General features: G+C 71.7%; 22 protein-coding genes. 19 read left to right on the top strand and 3 right to left on the bottom strand.

The window, feature by feature from the left end:
• The first annotated feature begins 2 nt into the window (after nucleotides 1-2).
• From tsaE to QSK00_RS21690, 16 genes are all read left to right on the top strand, one after another.
• Nucleotides 3-464: a tRNA (adenosine(37)-N6)-threonylcarbamoyltransferase complex ATPase subunit type 1 TsaE gene (gene tsaE, locus QSK00_RS21765; RefSeq protein WP_285594033.1), complete on the top strand. Its 462-nt coding sequence runs from the start codon at nucleotides 3-5 to the stop codon at nucleotides 462-464.
• Nucleotides 461-1741 carry an L-threonylcarbamoyladenylate synthase gene (locus QSK00_RS21760; RefSeq protein ID WP_285594031.1) on the top strand — a complete coding sequence of 427 codons (1281 nt, stop codon included), beginning with the start codon at nucleotides 461-463 and terminating at the stop codon, nucleotides 1739-1741. The genes tsaE and QSK00_RS21760 overlap by 4 nt, the downstream gene beginning before the upstream one ends.
• Nucleotides 1734-2744 carry a tRNA (adenosine(37)-N6)-threonylcarbamoyltransferase complex transferase subunit TsaD gene (gene tsaD / locus QSK00_RS21755; RefSeq protein ID WP_285594029.1) on the top strand — a complete coding sequence of 337 codons (1011 nt, stop codon included), beginning with the start codon at nucleotides 1734-1736 and terminating at the stop codon, nucleotides 2742-2744. Before QSK00_RS21760 ends, tsaD begins: the two co-directional genes overlap by 8 nt.
• A gap of 100 nt (nucleotides 2745-2844) precedes the next feature.
• Nucleotides 2845-4131, top strand: coding sequence for a serine hydroxymethyltransferase (gene glyA, locus QSK00_RS21750; protein ID WP_285594027.1), 1287 nt, complete (start codon nucleotides 2845-2847; stop codon nucleotides 4129-4131).
• A 14-nt stretch (nucleotides 4132-4145) separates the two neighbouring features.
• Nucleotides 4146-5300 carry a glycosyltransferase family 4 protein gene (locus QSK00_RS21745; protein WP_285594025.1) on the top strand — a complete coding sequence of 385 codons (1155 nt, stop codon included), beginning with the start codon at nucleotides 4146-4148 and terminating at the stop codon, nucleotides 5298-5300.
• 15 nt (nucleotides 5301-5315) lie between these two features.
• Nucleotides 5316-5771, top strand: coding sequence for a Cg1360 family ATP-synthase-associated protein (locus tag QSK00_RS21740; protein ID WP_285594023.1), 456 nt, complete (start codon nucleotides 5316-5318; stop codon nucleotides 5769-5771).
• Between the two features lie 101 nt (nucleotides 5772-5872).
• Nucleotides 5873-6190: an AtpZ/AtpI family protein gene (locus tag QSK00_RS21735; RefSeq protein ID WP_285594021.1), complete on the top strand. Its 318-nt coding sequence runs from the start codon at nucleotides 5873-5875 to the stop codon at nucleotides 6188-6190.
• On the top strand, nucleotides 6187-7008 hold the full coding sequence (gene atpB, locus QSK00_RS21730; RefSeq protein ID WP_285594018.1) for a F0F1 ATP synthase subunit A: 822 nt from the start codon (nucleotides 6187-6189) through the stop codon (nucleotides 7006-7008). The genes QSK00_RS21735 and atpB overlap by 4 nt, the downstream gene beginning before the upstream one ends.
• A gap of 58 nt (nucleotides 7009-7066) precedes the next feature.
• Nucleotides 7067-7276 (top strand): ATP synthase F0 subunit C, encoded by a 210-nt coding sequence (gene atpE / locus QSK00_RS21725; RefSeq protein WP_018335035.1) that lies wholly within the window; start codon nucleotides 7067-7069, stop codon nucleotides 7274-7276.
• A 50-nt stretch (nucleotides 7277-7326) separates the two neighbouring features.
• On the top strand, nucleotides 7327-7911 hold the full coding sequence (gene atpF, locus QSK00_RS21720; protein WP_285594015.1) for a F0F1 ATP synthase subunit B: 585 nt from the start codon (nucleotides 7327-7329) through the stop codon (nucleotides 7909-7911).
• A gap of 28 nt (nucleotides 7912-7939) precedes the next feature.
• On the top strand, nucleotides 7940-8794 hold the full coding sequence (locus QSK00_RS21715; protein WP_285594013.1) for a F0F1 ATP synthase subunit delta: 855 nt from the start codon (nucleotides 7940-7942) through the stop codon (nucleotides 8792-8794).
• Between the two features lie 47 nt (nucleotides 8795-8841).
• Nucleotides 8842-10542, top strand: coding sequence for a F0F1 ATP synthase subunit alpha (gene atpA / locus QSK00_RS21710; protein WP_502872064.1), 1701 nt, complete (start codon nucleotides 8842-8844; stop codon nucleotides 10540-10542).
• Nucleotides 10543-10551: 9 nt separating this feature from the next.
• Nucleotides 10552-11571, top strand: a complete 1020-nt coding sequence (locus QSK00_RS21705) for a F0F1 ATP synthase subunit gamma (RefSeq protein ID WP_285594011.1) — start codon at nucleotides 10552-10554, stop codon at nucleotides 11569-11571.
• A 26-nt stretch (nucleotides 11572-11597) separates the two neighbouring features.
• Nucleotides 11598-13052, top strand: a complete 1455-nt coding sequence (gene atpD / locus QSK00_RS21700) for a F0F1 ATP synthase subunit beta (RefSeq protein WP_285594009.1) — start codon at nucleotides 11598-11600, stop codon at nucleotides 13050-13052.
• A gap of 2 nt (nucleotides 13053-13054) precedes the next feature.
• Nucleotides 13055-13459, top strand: coding sequence for a F0F1 ATP synthase subunit epsilon (locus tag QSK00_RS21695; RefSeq protein WP_179794488.1), 405 nt, complete (start codon nucleotides 13055-13057; stop codon nucleotides 13457-13459).
• 42 nt (nucleotides 13460-13501) lie between these two features.
• Complete coding sequence (locus QSK00_RS21690) at nucleotides 13502-13966, top strand: DUF2550 domain-containing protein (RefSeq protein WP_285594003.1); 465 nt, start codon at nucleotides 13502-13504, stop codon at nucleotides 13964-13966.
• A gap of 86 nt (nucleotides 13967-14052) precedes the next feature.
• On the opposite strand, the gene QSK00_RS21685 is transcribed toward QSK00_RS21690, so the two are convergent.
• The gene (locus tag QSK00_RS21685) at nucleotides 14053-14637 is read right to left on the bottom strand and encodes a cob(I)yrinic acid a,c-diamide adenosyltransferase (protein ID WP_285594001.1); all 585 of its coding nucleotides are present in this window, start codon (nucleotides 14635-14637) and stop codon (nucleotides 14053-14055) included.
• Between the two features lie 76 nt (nucleotides 14638-14713).
• Here QSK00_RS21685 and murA point away from each other — a divergent pair, with 76 nt between their 5' ends.
• Complete coding sequence (gene murA / locus QSK00_RS21680; RefSeq protein ID WP_285593999.1) at nucleotides 14714-15988, top strand: UDP-N-acetylglucosamine 1-carboxyvinyltransferase; 1275 nt, start codon at nucleotides 14714-14716, stop codon at nucleotides 15986-15988.
• 37 nt (nucleotides 15989-16025) lie between these two features.
• Here the strand turns inward: murA and QSK00_RS21675 are convergent, their stop codons facing one another.
• Nucleotides 16026-16319, bottom strand: coding sequence for a hypothetical protein (locus QSK00_RS21675; RefSeq protein WP_285593998.1), 294 nt, complete (start codon nucleotides 16317-16319; stop codon nucleotides 16026-16028).
• Nucleotides 16320-16430: 111 nt separating this feature from the next.
• On the opposite strand from QSK00_RS21675, the gene QSK00_RS21670 reads away from it, so the two are divergent.
• Entirely contained in the window at nucleotides 16431-18500 is a 2070-nt protein-coding gene (locus tag QSK00_RS21670; RefSeq protein ID WP_285593997.1) for an ethylmalonyl-CoA mutase, read from the top strand.
• Here the strand turns inward: QSK00_RS21670 and QSK00_RS21665 are convergent.
• Nucleotides 18497-19099, bottom strand: coding sequence for a lipoprotein (locus QSK00_RS21665; RefSeq protein WP_285593994.1), 603 nt, complete (start codon nucleotides 19097-19099; stop codon nucleotides 18497-18499). The two genes, QSK00_RS21670 and QSK00_RS21665, sit on opposite strands and share 4 nt — an antisense overlap.
• Before the next feature lie 254 nt (nucleotides 19100-19353).
• On the opposite strand from QSK00_RS21665, the gene QSK00_RS21660 reads away from it, so the two are divergent.
• A partial coding sequence (locus QSK00_RS21660; RefSeq protein WP_285593991.1) for a helix-turn-helix domain-containing protein occupies nucleotides 19354-19552 on the top strand: 199 nt, incomplete at its 3' end.

Raw genomic sequence — 19552 nt, 5'->3', positions numbered from 1 at the left:
CGATGAACGAGGTGACCCTGAACAGCGGCGGGCCGGACGACACGGCCCGCATCGCGGCCGCCGTCGCCCCCCACCTGCGGGCGGGCGACGCGCTGCTGCTGACCGGCGACCTGGCCGCCGGCAAGACGACCTTCACCCGCGCGCTGGTGGCCGCACTCGGCTCCGACGCCGCGGTGACCAGCCCGACGTTCTCCCTGGCGAACTTCTACGACACCCCCGGCCCGCGGGTGCTGCACGTCGACACCTACCGCCTCGACGACGTCGCCGAGTTCCGCGATCTCGGGCTCGACGAGTACCTCGACGAGGTGATCGCCGTGATCGAGTGGGCGGGCCTGGTCGCCTCGGAGTTCCCGGAGCCGCTGGCGCTCGCGTTCGCGAAGACCGGGGACGAGGGGCGCACGATCACGCTGTCCGGCACCGGCCGCTGGGACGCGGTCCTGACCGACCTGGCGGTGGACGCGTGACGCTCACCCTCGCCGTCGAGACCTCCTCCCGGACCTACGGCGCCGCCCTGGTCGACGACGACGTCGTCCTGGCGCAGGCGAGTGCCGACCGCTCGGACCCCGGCTTCGTCGACGTCGGCGTGCTCGCGAGCTCGGTCATCGCGGCCGGTGGGCGCACGGTCGCCGACCTCGACCGCCTCGCCGTCGACGTCGGCCCCGGCAACCTCGCGTCGGTGCGCGCCGGGATCGCCTACGTCAACGCGGTCGCCTTCGCGCGGGGCATCCCCGTCGTCGGGCTCGACGCCCTCGCCCTGCTGAGCCGCGGCGGACCGACGCTCGCCCTCCGCATGGCCGGCGGCACCGCCGTCTACGCGGCCCTGACCCGCGCGGACGGCACCGTCGCCACCCGCCACGGCGACCTCACGGTCGTCGTCAAGGACCTCTTCCCGACGCCGGGTGCGGTCACCTCGGGCACCTCCGCCGGCACCGGCGGGCCGTCGGTCCCGGAACCGGGGCCCGTCCTGCGCGTGGCCGGGGCGAAGCGGCCGCAGGCCCTGGCGCTGCTGGCCGACCTGGGCGTCGAGGCCACCGACGCAGGGATCGACGCCCCGCGGATCGACGACCTGGTCGCCGCGCTGCGCGCCGGTGACCACGAGCCGGCGGTGGTCAGCGCCGCCCCGCTCACCGAGTCGAGCGTCCGGTTCCGGGGCGACGCCTGGGCGGCGGCCCGCGAGGCCCTGCTCGCCGGCGGGGTCGCGCTGCTGCCGACCGACACGGTCTACGGGCTGGCCGTGCACCCGCGTCGTCGGGAGGCGATCGACGCCTTGTTCGCGCTCAAGGCCCGGCCGCGGACCCGCGAGCTGCCGATCATGGTGGCCACCCCCGACGAGCTGCCGAGCCTCGGCGTGCAGGTGCCCGACACCGCGCGCCGCCTGCTCGGCGCGTTCTCCCCGGGACCGATCACGGTGGCGCTCGGCATCGACGACACGGCCCCGGCGTGGCTCGCCGGGCGCGCGGAGGTCGGCGTGCGCGTGCCGTCCGACCCCGACCTACGGGCTCTGCTCTCCGACGTCGGCGCCCTGCTCGTGACCAGCGCGAACGCCCACGGCGAACCGACCGCCCAGGCGACCGGGCCGATCCTCGCGCAGCTCGCCGGACGTCCCGAGGCCGTCGTCGACGGCGGGGAGCGGACGGGCGTGCCGTCGACGGTCGTGAACTGCCACCTGGACGTCCCCCGCATCGAACGTGAGGGCGCGATCCCGGCGGCCGAGATCGAGAGAGTGCTGGACCATGGCTGACCTGATCGCCCCGGAAGAACTCATGCTGGGCATCGAGACCTCGTGCGACGACACCGGCGTCGCGATCGTCCGGCCCGACGGCACGGTCGTCGCCTCGGCCGTGGCGAGCCAGGTCGAGCTGCACGACCGCTACGGCGGTGTCTATCCGGAGATGGCGAGCCGCGCGCACGTCGACGCGATCCTGCCGACGGTGCGCAAGGTGCTCGACGACGCCGGTCTGACCCCCGCCGACCTCACCGCCATCGGCGTCACGCGCGGCCCGGGACTGATCGGCAGCCTCGTCGTCGGGACGAACTCGGCGGTCGGGCTGGCCGACGGGTGGGGGTTGCCGGTCTACGGCGTGAACCACCTGCGCGGGCACCTGCGCTCGGCCGACCTCGACGAACGCCGCGTGACGTACCCGGCGATGGTGCTGCTCGTCTCCGGCGGGCACACGCTGCTCGCGCACGTGCAGGAGAACGGGGACGTCGAGCTCGTCGGGTCGACCCGGGACGACTCGGTGGGGGAGGCCTACGACAAGGTCGCCCGCATGCTCGGCCTCGGCTACCCCGGGGGGCCGGCGATCGACCGGCTGGCGAAGACCGGCACCCCGGACGTCGACCTCCCCCGGCCGGGCCGGGATCTCGAGCTCGACTTCTCCTTCTCGGGGCTCAAGTCGGCGGTGTCGCGCTTCCTCGCGGCGCACCCGGACCACCCGCCGGAGAACGTGGCCGCGAGCTTCGTCGAGGCGTGCCTGGACGTGCTCCTGTCGAAGTGCCGCAAGGCGCTGGAGCAGTACCCGAGCCGGTGCCTCGTCGTCGTCGGGGGAGTGGCGGCGAGCCCGCAGCTGCGCGAGCGCGCCGCCGCGCTGTGCACCGCGACCGGCGTCGAGCTCTGCCTGCCGCCGCTGCGGTGGGCCACCGACAACGGCGCGATGATCGGGCTCGCGGCCTGGGACTACCGGGCCCGTGGCCTGCAGGAACGCCCCCGACCGAGCACGTCGTTGACGATCGCCGACTGGTGACCGACTGGTGACAGGGCGCACAAAGCACCCGGTCGGTCCGCCGAACGGCGGGTACCGTCGATTCACGCCGACATCCCGAATCTGAGTGAGGTATTGCGCTGTGGCAAGCACCGACCACTTCTGGGGCCCGGACTTCGGAGCCCTCGCCGCCGTCGACCCCGAGATCGCGCAGGTCCTCGACGACGAACTCGGTCGGCTCCGCGGCGGACTCCAGCTCATCGCGAGCGAGAACCTGACGAGCCCCGCCGTCCTCGCGGCGTTGGGCTCGACGCTGTCGAACAAGTACGCCGAGGGCTACCCCGGCCGCCGCTACTACGGTGGGTGCGAGGTCGTCGACCGCGCCGAGGAGATCGGCATCGAGCGGGCGAAGGCCCTGTTCGGCGCCGAGCACGCGAACCTGCAGCCGCACTCCGGCGCGAACGCGAACCTCGCGGTGTACGCGGCCTTCTGCCAGCCGGGCGACAAGGTCCTCGCGATGTCGCTGCCCCACGGCGGCCACCTCACGCACGGCGCCAAGGTCAGCTTCTCCGGCAAGTGGTTCGAGCCGGTGCCCTACACCGTGCGCGAGGACGACCACCTCATCGACTACGACCAGGTGCGCGACCTCGCCCTGGAGCACCGCCCGAAGATGATCGTCGCGGGCGCCACCGCCTACCCGCGCCTCATCGACTTCGCGCGCTTCCGCGAGATCGCCGACGAGGTCGGCGCGATCCTCTGGGTCGACGCGGCGCACTTCATCGGCCTCGTCGCCGGCCAGGCCATCCCCAGCCCGGTGCCCTACGCCGACGTCGTCACCTTCACCACGCACAAGGTCCTGCGCGGCCCGCGCGGCGGCATGCTCGTCTCGAAGGCCGAGCACGCGAAGGCGCTGGACAAGGCCGTGTTCCCGTTCCTGCAGGGCGGCCCGCTGATGCACGCGGTCGCCGGCAAGGCGGTGGCCCTCGCCGAGGCGGCGACGCCGGAGTACCAGCAGTACGCCCGCACCGTCATCGAGAACGCGCAGGCGCTCACCTCCGGCCTGGTGGAGCACGGGATGCGCGCCATCTCCGGCGGCACCGACACCCACCTCTCGCTGCTCGACCTGTCGCCCCTGGGTGTCACGGGCAAGGAGGCCGAGGCGCGGAGCGGGCTCGCGGGCATCACGCTCAACAAGAACGCGATCCCGTACGACACGCAGCCCCCGATGGTGGCCTCGGGCATCCGCGTCGGCTCCCCGTCGATCACCACGCAGGGGATGACGACGGCCGAGATGCCGGAGGTCGCGCGGCTCATCGCGGCCGCGGTCACCGCGGACGAGACCACCGAGGACGGCAAGCGCACGCTGGCCGACACCCGGGACGAGGTGTCGACCCTGGTGGGGCGCTTCCCGGCGTACCCGCGGGGCTGACCTAGTCTGGCGGCGTGGACCCGTCGCCACCGTTCGCCCCGCAGGGCCTCCCGATCCGGGAGTACCTGCTGGTGGCGCTCTGCGCGGCGGTGGTGACGTTCCTGGTCACCGGCGTCGTCCGGCGGCTCGCGATCCGCGGCGGGGCCATCGCGGTCCCCCGCGGCCGCGACGTCCACACCGTGCCCGTGCCGCGCCTCGGCGGGGTCGCCATGTACATCGGCGTCCTCGCCGGGGTGTTCGTCGCCTCGCAGCTGCCCGTCCTGCGCCGTGCCTTCGACTACTCCTCGGAGACGCGGGCGGTCATCGTCGCGGGCGGGCTGATCTGCCTGGTGGGCGCGCTGGACGACCGGTTCGGCGTCGACGCGCTCACCAAGCTCGCCGGGCAGGCGACCTCGGCCGGCGTGATGGTCCTGCTCGGCGTGCAGTGGCTCATCCTGCCCGTTCCCGACGGCGGGTCGGGCACGTTGCTCATCCTCGGTCCCGACCAGGGCGTCATCCTCACGGTCTTCCTCACCGTGGTGCTGGTCAACGCCATCAACTTCGTCGACGGCCTGGACGGGCTGGCCGCGGGCATCGGGCTGATCGCCTCGGGGGCGGTGCTGGCCTACTCGCTGGGGCTGCTCGACCAGCGCGACGGCGACGTCACCGCCTACCCGCCCGCCCTGATCGCGGCGGTGCTCGCCGGGGCGTGCGCGGGGTTCCTGCCGCACAACTTCCAGCCGGCGCGCATCTTCATGGGCGACTCCGGCTCGATGCTGATCGGTCTCATGCTGGCCGCCGCGACCACGACGGCGTCCGGGCGGATCACCTACTCCGACTCCGCGCCCCGCAACGCCGTCGCGCTGCTCGCGCCGATCGTGGTGGTCGCCGCCGTGGTCCTCGTGCCGCTGGTCGACCTGCTGCTCGCGGTGGTCCGCCGCACGCGGGCCGGACGCAGCCCGTTCGCGCCCGACAAGATGCACCTGCACCACCGCCTGCTCGAGATCGGACACTCCCAGCGGCGCGCGGTGCTGCTGATCTACCTGTGGGCCGGGGTGTTCGCCTTCGGCGCGGTCGCCCTCGCCCTCATCACCGACGTCTTCCTCGTGGTCTGGCTGGTCGCCCTCGGGCTGCTGGTGGCCGTGCTCGCCTCGGCGGTGCCGCGCCTGCGCTGGACCGCCCGGACCTGATCACCGGAGTCCCACATGAACGAACCCGTCGCCGACGCGACCGCGGAGGACCGCCTCAACGAGGCCGTCGGCGTCCAGGTCAAGCAGGTCAGCGGCGCCATGCTGCGCGGCGGCCTGGTCCCGGCGTCGGTGGTGGCCGTCGTCGTCGTGGTCCTCGCCGGTGTCCTGGCGGGCGGTGCCGCGATCGGCACCGCGGTGTTCGGCGCCGTCGTCGCCCTCGTCGTGTGTGCGCTGGGTCCGCTGGTGATGCGCTGGACGGCGAGCTCCGCGCCCGTCGTCGTCATGGGCATCGCGATGATCAGCCTCGTGACGAAGCTGGCGGTACTCGCGGTGCTGCTGATCGTGCTCGACCGGCTCGAGCTCGTCGACACCCGGATCTTCGCGCTGGCGCTCGGACCGGTGGCGCTCGTCTTCGTGCTGGGCGAGACCGTGGCGTTCGCGCGGGCCAAGATCCCGACGATCGCTGCGTGACCGGAGTGTCCGGTTCGTCCCGTTGCTCACCTGATGGTGCGACGTGTGACCTCCGACAGTCCGTAGTGGAACGTCGTGATCGCCCTGATATGGTGCGCGCGATGGCGCAGGACAGCCGCCGCAGTGATGCGGGTCGCACCTCTGGAGGTGCTGCCGCGCACCCTCCGGTGGCCGAAGGTTGGACCGTCCTGTCGCACCTCCTCGCCGGTTTCCTCCTCCTCGGTGGTATCGGGTGGGGGATCGACCTTCTGTTGGGTACACGCTGGGTGCTTCTCGTCGGGCTGCTGCTCGGCGGGGTTGCGTCCTTCGCGCTGATCTACATCCGCTACCTTTACCTCCCGCCGGACACCCGTCCGGCCCAATCACCCTCGCGTTCCGGTGAACAGACCGGGCAGCAGGACCGGAAGGAGCCCGGGTGATCTCGTCGTTGCCGACGTGGCTGTCGCAGGCCCCTGAGCCGCCGGCCCCCGGCTTCAAGGCCCCGAGCGGCGAGGACTTCAACATCCCCCCGATGTTCGAGGGGGTGCCGGTCCTCGAGTACGTCGACAAGCCCGTCATCCAGCTGATCTTCAGCGTCGTCCTGATCCTGGGCTTCTTCGCGATCGCCACGCGCTCCGCGCAATTGCTGCCGGGCCGCACGCAGTGGATCGCCGAGAAGTTCCACGTGTTGGTGCGGGACTCGATCGCCCGCGACAACATCGGGCCGGAGTTCCGCAAGTACGTGCCCTACCTGGTGGCGCTGTTCGCGTTCCTCCTGGTGAACAACCTCTTCGGGATCATCCCGTTGATCCAGTTCCCCACGTTCTCCCACCCGGGCATGGCCTACGCGCTCGCGATCCTGACGTGGCTGATCTACAACATCGTCGGCATCCGCAAGCAGGGGTTCGGGGGCTACATCCGCCTCATGACCTGGCCGCCCGGCGTGCCGGGCTGGGTCCGCATCATCCTCACCCCGATCGAATTCCTCTCGAACATCCTCCTGCGTCCCGTGACGCTGGCGTTCCGGTTGTTCGGGAACATGTTCGCGGGCCACCTCGTGCTGCTGCTGTTCGTGTTCGGCGCCGAGTACATGCTGCTCATCGCCGACTCGGTGCTGCTGAACGTGCTCTCCGTGGGCTCGTTCGCGATGGCCCTGGTCTTCACCGGGTTCGAGGCGTTCATCCAGCTGGTGCAGGCCTACATCTTCACGATCCTCACGGCGTCCTACATCGGCGCCTCCCTGGCCGACGAGCACTAGCTCGCAGGCCACACCGCCACACCCACGAACCTCCCGCACACCGCGAAAGGACGCTGGAATGCTCTCCGGAAACCTGAACGTCGTCGGTTACGGTCTCTCGGCCATCGGCCCGGGTATCGGCGTCGGCATCGTCTTCGCCGCCTTCATCAACGGCGTCGCCCGCCAGCCCGAGGCCCGCGGCCAGCTGCAGTCGATCGCCTTCATCGGCTTCGCGCTCTCCGAGGCCCTCGCCATCCTGGGCCTGGTCCTCGCCTTCGCCCTCCAGTGAGCCGACCCCCGCGCACCGCGGGCTGACTCCCTGACAGGCGGAGGAAGCACATGAACGTCATCGAGGTGGTGGCGCAGGAGGCCGGCGAGCCCGGTGCCGCGCTGCCCCACCTGGCCGAGATCGTCGTCGGCTTCATCGCGTTCGCCGTCCTCGTCTTCATCATCGGCAAGTACGTCTGGCCGACGCTCGTCCGGTCCCACGACCAGGACGTGACCCGGCTGCGTGACGGGATGGAGCGGGCGCAGTCCGAGTACGACGACGCCCAGGCCCAGCTCGGGCGCTCGCGCGCCCGGTTGGCGGAGGTCGACAACGAGGCCGCGCGGATCCGGGACGACGCCCGGGCCGACGCCGAACGCATCAAGTCCGACCTCGCGGAGAAGGCCTCCGAGGAGGCCGAGCGCATCAAGGCGCAGGGCCGGCAGAGCGTCGACGCCTCCCGGGCGCGCACGGTCTCCGAGCTCCGCACCGAGGTCGGTGCGGGCTCCGTTGAACTGGCGCGGCGCATCGTCGCCGCGTCGCTGTCCGACGACACCGCGAAGTCCCGGTCGGTCGACTCGTTCCTCGACAACCTGGAGTCGATGTCGGGCCGGTCCAACGGATCGGCCGCGCCGTCGGGGAACGGAGTCAGCTCATGAGCGGGGCGAGCGAAGCGAAGGGGGACGCATGACCGCGGCGACGGGCACGGCCGGCGTCATCGCCGACTTCCGCGCCACCAGCCGGGACTCCCTGCAGGGCGTCCGCCGTCGGTTCGACGAGATCACCGGGAACGCCTCCTCGGCCGACCTGGTGACCGTCGGCGAGCAGCTCGACGCGGTGGCCGACCTGCTCGACCGCGAGGCCGTCCTGCGACGCACCCTGGCCGACGCGTCGACCGACCCGCAGGCCCGGGAGGGTCTCGCGGGCCGCGTGTTCGACAACCAGGTCGAGGGCTCCGTGGCCGACGTCGTCAAGGCGGCGGCGAAGGCGTCCTGGTCGAAGCCGGCCGACCTGGTGCAGGCCCTGCGGGTGGTCGCCCGCGAGTCGCTCCTGGCCGCCGCGGAGGCCGACGGCCGTCTGGACGCGGTGGAGGACGAGCTCTTCCGCCTCGGCCGCATCGTCGGCGGCCAGCCCGACCTCGAGCGCCTCCTCGGCAGCCCGTCCGCCGACGCGCAGGGCAAGCAGAAGGTGCTCGACGACCTGCTGGAGAACAAGGCGGAACCGATCACGCGTCGGCTCGCCGCGCAGCTGGTCGCGCACCCCCTCACCCACCACGTCTCCACGGGGCTGGAGCGGCTGGCCGAACTGGCCGCCGACCGGCGCCAGCGGTCCGTCGCCACCGTGCGCTCGGCGGTCGAACTCTCCGACGAGCAGCAGGAGCGGCTGGCCGGGGTGCTCGCGCGCATCTACGGGCGCGAGATCACCGTGCACCTCGAGGTCGACCCCGACCTGCTCGGCGGCCTGGTGATCCAGGTCGGCGACGAGGTCATCGACGGCAGCGCGGCGGGACACCTCGACGACCTGAACCGCCGGCTCGGCTAGCCGGCACCTTCATCTTTTCTCTAGGACATCAAGCGAGAGCGGGAACCATGGCCGAGTTGACCATCTCCTCCGACGAGGTCCGCAGTGCGATCGAGGACTACGTGTCCTCCTACTCCGCGGACGCCTCCCGTCAGGAGGTCGGCATCGTCACCTCGACGGGTGACGGCATCGCGTACGTCGAGGGCCTGCCCTCGACGATGACCAACGAGCTGCTCGAGTTCCCCGGGGGTGTGCTGGGCCTGGCCCAGAACCTCGAGGAGCGCGAGATCGGCGTCGTGATCCTGGGCGAGTACGAGACGATCGAGGAGGGGCAGCAGGTCACGCGGACCGGTCGCGTCCTCTCGGTCCCGGTGGGCGACGGCTTCCTCGGCCGCGTCGTGAACCCGCTCGGCCAGCCCATGGACGGCCTCGGTGACATCGAGTCCGAGGAGAACCGGGTCATGGAGCTGCAGGCCGCTACGGTCGTGCAGCGCAAGGAGGTCAAGCAGCCCCTGCAGACCGGCATCAAGGCGATCGACGCCATGACGCCGATCGGCCGCGGCCAGCGTCAGCTGATCATCGGCGACCGCAAGACCGGCAAGACGGCGGTCTGCACCGACACGATCATCAACCAGCGCGAGGCCTGGGAGACCGGCGACCCGGAGCAGCAGGTCCGCTGCGTCTACGTCGCCGTCGGTCAGAAGGGCACCACGATCGCCGGTGTGCGGCAGGCCCTCGAGGAGGCCGGCGCGCTGGAGTACACGACCATCGTCGCGGCCCCGGCCTCCGACCCGGCGGGCTTCAAGTACATCGCCCCGTACGCCGGCTCGGCCATCGCCCAGCACTGGATGTACCAGGGCAAGCACTGCCTGATCATCTTCGACGACCTGTCGAAGCAGGCCGAGGCCTACCGCGCGATCTCCCTGCTGCTGCGTCGCCCGCCGGGCCGCGAGGCCTACCCGGGCGACGTCTTCTACCTGCACTCGCGGCTGCTCGAGCGTTGCGCGAAGCTCTCCGACGACCTCGGGGGCGGCTCGCTGACCGGCCTGCCGATCGTGGAGACCAAGGGCAACGACATCGCGGCCTACATCCCCACGAACGTCATCTCGATCACCGACGGCCAGTGCTTCCTCGAGTCCGACCTGTTCAACCAGGGCCAGCGGCCCGCGCTGAACGTCGGGAACTCGGTGTCGCGCGTCGGTGGTTCCGCGCAGATCAAGGCCATGCGCTCGGTCGCCGGCCGCCTGCGCGTGGAGCTGGCGCAGTACCGCGAGCTGGAGTCGTTCGCGGCCTTCGGCTCGGACCTCGACGCCACGTCGCAGGCCCAGCTCGACCGCGGTGCCCGCCTCATGGAGCTGCTCAAGCAGGGCCAGGGCGAGCCGTACCCGGTCGAGGAGGAGGTCGTCGGCATCTTCCTCGGCACCCGTGGCCACCTGGACTCGGTGCCGGTCGAGGACGTCGCGCGCTTCGAGACGGAGTTCCTCGAGTTCGTCCGTCGCGACGGCGGCGTGCTCGCGGAGATCCGCGACACCGGCCAGCTCTCGGACGAGAACGAGGACCGCCTGAACAAGGCCGTGTCCGAGTTCAAGGACCAGTTCGAGACCAAGGACGGCGAGAACCCGCCCGACGACGGCGGCACCGGCGAGCTCGCCGGCGCCGAGGACTCCTCGGAGGACAGCGGTTCGGACGACTCCGGCGATGGCTCCGACGAGAGCTCCGACGAGTCCTCCGAGCAGTCCTCCGGCGGGTCGTCGAAGGCAGAGAGCTAGGGCCGACGCATGGCAGCCAACCTCCGCGTCCTGAGACGACGCATCAAGTCGACCAAGAACATCGCCCAGATCACCAAGGCGATGGAGATGGTCGCGGCGTCGCGCATCTCGAAGGCGCAGGCCCGTGTCGAGGCGTCGCGGCCCTACGCCGACGAGTTCACGCACGTCCTCAAGACGGCGGCGAAGGCGGGTGCGAGCGACCACCCGCTGCTGACGCCCCGCGAGGAGCCGAAGCGGGCCGCGATCGTCGTCGTGACGAGCGACCGCGGCCTCTGCGGCGGCTACAACGCCAACGTCCTGCGCGAGACCGAGCGGCTCATCCGACGGCTCTCCGACGAGGGCAAGGAATCGACGCTCTACGTCATCGGCGGCAAGGGCACGGCGTACTTCCGGTTCCGCAACCGCGAGATGTCGGGGCAGTTCACCGGCTTCTCCGAGGTGCCGGACTACGCCAACGCCGCCCACGCGGCCGACCACCTCACCGCGGCGTTCCTCGCCGGTGGTGAGAACGAGGTGACGGTCGACTGGGACTCCGACGACGAGGCCGACTCCGGCGCCGAGCGCAAGGTCATGTTCCGCGCGCCGCAGGACGCCGAGGGCAAGCCGGGCGTCGACGAGATCCACGTCGTCTTCACCCAGTTCCAGTCGATGATGACCCAGACCGCGACCGCGCTGCAGGTGGCGCCGCTGGACCTGGAGTCGGAGGAGGACGACGAGGGCTCGGAGTCGAGCTCGTCGTCGGACGACTCCGACGGCTCGGACCGGGAGGCGGAGTACGCCTTCGAGCCCGAGCCCGAGGTCCTGTTCGACAGTCTGCTGCCCAAGTACGTGCGGGCCCGGGTGTTCGCCGCGATGCTCGACGCGGCGGCCTCGGAGTCCGCGGCACGGCAGCGGGCGATGAAGGCCGCGACCGACAACGCGAACGACCTGGTCGACAACCTGGTCCGCGAGTCGAACCAGGCCCGGCAGGCCCAGATCACGCAGGAAATCAGCGAGATCGTCGGTGGCTCCGACGCGCTCGCCCAGTGAGCGAGCAGATCCCACCAGGAGTGACCATGACCCAGTCCACCGCCTCGGCCGAGACCGGCCGTGACGAGCAGCAGTCCGGGGCCACCGGCCGGATCACCCGCATCCTGGGCCCCGTCGTCGACGTGGAGTTCCCGCGTGGCGAGGTGCCGGACCTGTTCAACGCCCTCAAGCTCCCGCTGGAGCTGAACGGCGAGACGAAGACCCTGACCCTCGAGGTCGCGCAGCACCTGGGCGACAACCAGGTCCGCACGATCTCGATGCAGCCCACCGACGGTGTCGTCCGCGGCACCGAGGTCCAGGACAGCGGCAAGCCGATCTCGGTGCCGGTCGGTGACGTCGTCAAGGGCCACCTGTTCAACGCCCTCGGCGACTGCATGGACGAGCCGGGCTACGCCGAAGACGCCGAGCACTGGGGCATCCACCGGCCGCCGCCCCCCTTCGAGCAGCTCGAGGGCAAGACCTCGGTGCTCTGGACGGGCCTCAAGGTCGTCGACCTGCTGACCCCCTACGTCGAGGGCGGCAAGATCGGCCTGTTCGGCGGTGCGGGCGTCGGCAAGACGGTGCTCATCCAGGAGATGATCCAGCGCATCGCCCGGAACTTCGGTGGCACCTCGGTGTTCGCCGGCGTCGGCGAGCGCACCCGTGAGGGCAACGACCTCTGGGTCGAGCTCGACGAGGCGAACGTCCTCAAGGACACCGCCCTCGTCTTCGGGCAGATGGACGAGCCGCCGGGCACCCGCATGCGCGTGGCGCTGTCGGCCCTCACGATGGCGGAGTACTTCCGCGACGTGCAGGAGCAGGACGTGCTGCTCTTCATCGACAACATCTTCCGGTTCACGCAGGCCGGCCAGGAGGTCTCGACGCTGCTGGGCCGCATGCCCTCGGCGGTGGGCTACCAGCCGACCCTCGCGGACGAGATGGGTGAGCTCCAGGAGCGCATCACCTCGACCCGTGGCCGCTCGATCACCTCGATGCAGGCGATCTACGTGCCCGCCGACGACTACACCGACCCGGCGCCGGCCACCACGTTCGCCCACCTCGACGCGACCACGGAGCTCTCCCGTGGCGTGTTCGCGAAGGGCATCTTCCCCGCGGTGGACCCGCTGACGTCGACCTCGACGATCCTCGACGCGCAGTACATCGGCGAGGAGCACTACCGCGTGGCCCGCGAGGTCATCCGCATCCTGCAGCGGTACAACGACCTCCAGGACATCATCGCCATCCTCGGCATCGACGAGCTCTCCGAGGAGGACCGGCTCACCGTCGGTCGTGCCCGTCGTATCGAGCGGTTCCTCGGCCAGAACATGTACGCCGCGGAGCAGTTCACCGGCGAGCCCGGCTCGACCGTGGACGTCAAGGACACCGTCGAGGCCTTCGACAAGATCGCGAAGGGCGAGTACGACAACGCCCCGGAGCAGGCCTTCCAGATGTGCGGTGGCCTCGACGACGTCGAGGCGAACATCAAGAAGTACTCGGAGTAGTCGTGGCCGAGATGCAGGTCGACGTCGTCGGCGTGGAGAAGAAGATCTGGTCCGGTGAGGCCAGCTTCGTCTCCGCCCGCACGGTCGAGGGGTCGATCGGAATCCTTCCCGGCCACGAGCCGCTGATCGCGCAGCTGCGCGAGGCGGGCGTGGTCCGGGTGGACCCGACCGACGGCGAGTCCTTCCACGTGGCGGCCTTCGGTGGCTTCCTCTCGGTGACCGCGGAGTCGGTCACGGTGCTCGCGGAGCTCGCGGAACTGGCCTCCGAGATCGACGTGGCGCAGGCCAAGGACGATCTCCGGGAGGCCGAGCACTACATCGGCGAGTCCGACGACCAGGAGTGGCGCGTCGCGCGCGACCGGGCCCGAGCCCGCCTCCAGGCCGCGGGCGAGTCGGTGGAGCAGTAGGAGCGCGCAGAGGGTGCAGGACCGCACGCAGGACGACGGCGCATGACGACCACCGAGATGTCGGTCGAGATCGCGCTCGTCGTCGTGGCGGCGGTCCTGCTCCTGCTCGCCCTCGTCGCGTTGCGCCGCCTCCAGTCGCTGCGCCGCGGCGGGGTGGACGTGGCCCTACGGAAGGCCCTGCCGCCCGACGCGGTGACGGCGGCCGACGACCAGCGCGGCTGGCACTCGGGGATCGCCCGCTACCGCGGTGACCAGTTCCGCTGGTACCGGGTGAGCGGGCTGCGGTCCGGCCCGAACGTCGTGCTCGACCGGTTCGACGTCGAGATCGTCGACCGCCGGGCCCCGCGCCCGACCGAGCTGCACGCCCCCGGGTCGACGGTGCTGCGATGTCGGACCGCCGAGGGCACGTTCGAGCTCGCGATGGGCGCCGACGTCGTCACCGGGTTCTCGTCCTGGCTCGAGTCGACGCCGCCCGGCCGGTCGACCGGGTACCGCCAGGCGTCGTGACCCCCCTTCTCGAACGAACGGCACTCTCGCGCACGTAGATGCTGCGGGAGTGCCGTTCGCTCGGTGCGGGGGTGCCGCCGCACGGGCTAGTCCTGCTGGGCCTCCGGGCCACCCGGCACCCACAGCACGTCCCCGTCCGGGTTGGCGACGCGCCCGAGGATGAAGAGCAGGTCCGAGAGTCGGTTGAGGTAGCGCGCCGGCAGCGGGCCGGTCCGCTCCGGGTCGGCCTCGAGCACCGCCCACGTGCTGCGCTCCGCGCGACGGCACACCACGCGGGCCACGTGCAGGTACGCGGCGCCGGGCGTCCCGCCGGGCAGGATGAAGGAGTCGAGCTTCCCCAGCTCCTCGTTGAACTCGTCGCACCAGCCCTCGAGCCGCTCGACCTGCGCCTCGGTCACCCGCAGCGGCGGGTACTCCGGGTTCTCGACGACGGGGGTGGCCAGGTCGGCGCCCACGTCGAACAGGTCGTTCTGGATCTGGCGCAGCGGGCCGACCAGGCGCTCGGGGAGGTTCCCGACGGCGAGCGCCACGCCGATCGCGGCGTTGGTCTCCTCGGAGTCCGCGTAGGCCCCCAGCCGGGGGTGGGTCTTGGGCACCCGGGAGAAGTCCGACAGGCCGGTCGTCCCGTCGTCCCCGGTGCGCGTGTAGATGCGGGTCAGGTGCACGGCCATGGCGCGGAGTCTAGGCGGCGACGCGGCCCCCGCCCCGCCGTCGTGCGTCCGGGCCCGGCCGGTAGCGTCGCGGGACGTGAACGAGCACTTCGTCGTGCGCCCGGCCGACTCCCTCGCGGGGACGGTGGACGTGGTCGGCGCCAAGAACAGCGTGCTCAAGCTGATGGCCGCGGCGCTGCTCGCCGAGGGCCGGACGACGATCACGAACTGTCCGCAGATCCTCGACGTCCCGCTCATGGGCGACGTGCTGCGCAGCCTGGGCTGCGAGGTCGCGATCGACGGCGACACGGTGGACATCGACGTGCCCGCGGAGCTGAACCCCGAGGCCGACTACCGCTCGGTGTCGCGGCTGCGGGCCTCCGTGTGCGTGCTGGGGCCGCTGGTCGGGCGGTGCCGCCGGGCCGTCGTGCCGCTGCCCGGGGGCGACGCGATCGGCTCCCGGCCGCTGGACATGCACCAGGCGGGCCTGCGGTTGCTCGGCGCCCGGTCGGAGATCTCGCACGGGTGCGTGATCGCGGAGGCCTCGGGCGAGACGCTGCAGGGCGCGCAGATCTGGCTCGACTTCCCCTCGGTCGGGGCCACCGAGAACATCCTCATGGCGGCGGTCTTCGCCGAGGGCACCACGGTGATCGACAACGCCGCTCGGGAGCCCGAGATCGTCGACCTGGTGCGGATGCTGCAGGAGATGGGCGCGAAGATCTCCGGTGGCGGCACGTCGACGCTCACCGTGCAGGGCGGGGCCGAACTCACCCCCACCGCCCACCGCGTCATCGGGGACCGGATCGTCGGAGCCACCTGGGCGTTCGCGGCGGTGATGACCGGCGGCGACGTCACGGTGCGCGGCGTCGACCCGCACCACCTCGACCTCGTGCTGGACAAGCTGAGCCAGTCCGGGGCCACCACTGAGATCGTGCCCGAGGGGTTCCGGGTCCGGGGCCACGGCCGACCGAACTCGGTCGACTGGGTGACGCTGCCCTACCCCGGCTTCGCGACCGACCTGCAGCCCATGGCGATCGCCCTGTCCGCCGTGTCGTCGGGCACCTCGATGATCACCGAGAACATCTTCGAGGGCCGGTTCCGGTTCGTCGAGGAGATGGTGCGGCTCGGGGCGGACGCCCGCACCGACGGCCACCACGCGGTGGTGCGCGGCGTGGAGCGGCTCTCCAGCGCCCCCGTCTGGGCCTCCGACATCCGCGCGGGGGCGGGCCTGGTGCTCGCCGGCCTCGTGGCGGACGGCGAGACCGAGGTGTGGGACGTCGCGCACATCGACCGCGGCTATCCGCTGTTCGTCGAGAACCTGCGGGCCCTCGGCGGCGACGTGGAGCGGGTGAACGCGCCGCCGGTGCGCTGACGCGCCCGTGCGCAGAAGTCGCGACGGCGACTTCTGCTCACATACGCAGCACCACGCGGGCGTCGTCGGCGTCCTGCGGGAACACGAGCAGGTCCCAGCCCTGGGAACCGTGCGCGATCGTGGCCCGCACCTTCTCCCGGGCCAGGCGCGCGGCCAGGACCTCGGCGGCCTCGCGCGTCGGCACCGTCGCGACCGTCTCGAGCAGGCCGACGTCGCCACCCCTGCTCGGCAGGGCCCCCGTCGGGCCGGAACCGAACGTGTAGCGCAGGAAGCCCGCCAGCAGGATGACGGCAGCGATCGCCGTCAGGATCTCGCCGATGGAACCGACCATGTGATGCCTCCTCGGCCCATCGTGACCGATCCTGTGAAAAGCAGCATGTGCAGCGACGACGCGACCCGCCGGTAACCTCGGCGGGTCCGGTTCCTGCTCGGAGGTTCACCCATGCCGTACCCGACCGACGACTCGCGTGACCGTCCCTGGGTCATGCGGACCTACGCGGGGCACTCGTCCGCGAAGGCGTCGAACGAGCTCTACCGACGGAACCTGTCCAAGGGCCAGACGGGGCTGTCGGTCGCCTTCGACCTGCCGACGCAGACCGGCTACGACCCGGACGACGAGCTCGCCCGCGGTGAGGTCGGCAAGGTGGGCGTCCCGGTGTCGCACATCGGGGACATGCGCGCGCTGTTCGACCGGATTCCGCTGCACGAGGCGAACACCTCGATGACGATCAACGCGACCGCCATGTGGCTGCTCGCGCTCTACGTCTCGGTGGCCGACGAGCAGGCGGTCGCGGACGGGAAGGACCCCGAGGCCGAGCGCGGCAGGCTCGCCGGGACCACCCAGAACGACATCGTCAAGGAGTACCTCTCGCGCGGGACCTACGCGTTCCCGCCCGGGCCGAGCGTCCGACTGATCACCGACATGATCGCGTGGACGGTCTCGAACGTCCCGAAGTGGAACCCCATCAACATCTGCAGCTACCACCTGCAGGAGGCCGGGGCGACGCCGACACAGGAGGTCGCCTACACGATCTCCACCGCGATTGCGGTGCTCGACGCCGTGCGCGACTCCGGCCAGGTGCCCGAGGCCGACTTCGGGAAGGTCGTCGGGCGCATCTCGTTCTTCGTCAACGCCGGGCTGCACGTCATCGAGGAGATCTGCAAGCTCCGCGCGTTCGCGCAGCTCTGGGACGAGCTCTGCCGGGAGCGCTACGGCGTCACCGACGAGAAGATGCGCCGCTTCCGCTACGGCGTGCAGGTCAACTCGCTGGGCCTGACCGAGGCGCAGCCGGAGAACAACGTCCAGCGCATCGTGCTCGAGATGCTCGCGGTGACGCTGTCGAAGGACGCCCGTGCCCGTGCCGTGCAGCTGCCGGCCTGGAACGAGGCGCTCGGCCTGCCGCGGCCCTGGGACCAGCAGTGGGCGCTGCGCATGCAGCAGGTGCTGGCCTACGAGACCGACCTGCTCGACTACGACGACATCTTCGAGGGCTCCCACGTCATCGAGGCGAAGACGGCGTCGATCATCGAGGGCGCGCGCGCCGAGATCGCGAAGGTCGCGGAGATGGGCGGGGCGGTCGCCGCCGTCGACTCCGGCTACATGAAGTCCCAGCTGGTCAGCTCGCTCGCCGCCCGGCGGATGCGGCTGGAGTCGGGCGAGGACACGGTCGTCGGGGTCAACAAGTTCACCTCCACCGAGCCCAGCCCCCTGCAGGCCGAGGGCGCCGACGCGATCTTCGTCGTCGACAAGGAGGTCGAGGAGCAGGCCCGGGAGGCCCTCGCCGCCTGGCGGGCCGACCGGGACGACGACGCCGTGAAGGCCGCCCTGGAGGCGCTCACCACCGCCGCGGGCGGCACCGACAACCTCATGGACGCCACGCTCGCCTGCGCCAAGGTCGGCGTGACGACGGGGGAGTGGGCCGGGGCGCTGCGCTCGGTCTACGGCTCCTACCGGGCCCCGACCGGGGTGACCGCGGCATCGTCGTCGGGATCGGCCGCGCCGGGCTCGGAGACCGCCGACGGCGAGCCCACCGAGCTCGAGCAGGTGCGCGAGCGGGTGCGGCAGACCGCCGCCGACCTGGGCGTGTCCGCGCTGCGCATGCTGGTCGGCAAGCCGGGCCTCGACGGGCACTCGAACGGCGCCGAGCAGATCGCCGTGCGGGCGCGCGACGCCGGCTTCGAGGTCATCTACCAGGGCATCCGCCTCACCCCGGCCGAGATCGTGGCGGCCGCGGTGCAGGAGGGCGTGCACGTCGTGGGGCTCTCGATCCTGTCGGGCTCGCACCTCGAGGTGATCCCGGCGGTGCTCGACGGGCTCGCCCGGGCCGACGCCGCCGACATCCCGGTGGTCGCCGGCGGCATCATCCCGCCGAAGGACGCCGAGCAGCTGCAGCGCCTGGGTGTGCACCGCGTGGTGACGCCGAAGACCTACTCGCTGACCGGGATCATGGGCGAGTTCGTCGACGTCATCCGCGAGGTGCACGGGCTGGACCGGCAGGCCGCCCAGGCCTAGCCGGCCATGCGGAAGGTGTCCCGCGCCGTCGTCAGGAACCCGGCGTCGCGGAGCGGGTCGTCGGTCGAGGCCGTGAGCAGGCAGGCCCGGCCCGGCCCGGCGAGCCCGGACACCTGCTGCACGGTGAGCACGCGGCCGCTCGAGACGGTCTGGTAGGTCCCCGAGACGCGGGGGCCCGCCGGACCCGTCGCGGGCAGGACCGTGAACTCGGCGTTCCCGCTCGGGCTGCCGCTGCGCTCGATCGCCTGCCGGGCCTCGGCGGCGAGCTGGGTGAGGTCCTGGGCCTGCACGAGCGTGCAGTAACCGCCGGCGGTGGGGGAGTAGCCCTGGCGGCGGTCGATCGCGAGGACCCCGACCCCGCGCTGCAGGGCCTCCCCGAGCGCCGGGACCGCGGTGGCCTCCGGTGACGTGGCGGGCACATCGACGAACCGCGCCGGCACCTCGACGGTGAAGAGCCCGCGAGCCGGGGTGAGCACGCGGGTGTCCGTCGGGTCGGGGGTCGCGGCCGGGGTGCTGCTCGCCGGCGCGGCGGTCGGCTGCCCGGCGGAGCAGCCGGCCACGGCGAGAACGGCGACGAGGGCGAGCAGCAGGCGACGCATCGGGCGATCGTGACGGGCGACCCGTGGTCGTGGTGGCCGTTTAGTCCAACTCGTTCCCGACGACGGGTCCGGGCGTCGCTCTCGTCGACCGGCTGCGGGTCGGTGGTCGAGGTGTCACCCATCGGTCCGGAGGGGGTGGGCGGAGCCTTGTCGTAGCCGGGGACATGCTGGACACGCCGTACCGGGGAGATACCTGACAGGTCGGGGTGGCTGCGCTGTGGTGGGCCATGCCGCTGAGGGCGATGGTGAGCGCGGTGGAACAACGCCTCGAGGTGCTGCGCGAAGCCCAGCTACCTGGGCGGTCGGTGGCCCAGGTGTGTGCTCGACACGGCATCAGCCGGCAAACGTTCTACAACTGGAAAAAGGCCCACGACGCCGAGGGCCTGCCCGGGTTGCTGCCCGCCTCGCGGCGTCCGCACCGCAGTCCCCACCAGCTCGACCCGGTCCTCGAGG

Source organism: Actinomycetospora sp. NBRC 106378, assembly GCF_030269685.1.
Classification (GTDB): Bacteria; Actinomycetota; Actinomycetes; order Mycobacteriales; family Pseudonocardiaceae; genus Actinomycetospora.
Note: the sequence above shows the minus strand (reverse complement) of the source record. Positions and strands in the feature narration are given on the sequence as shown.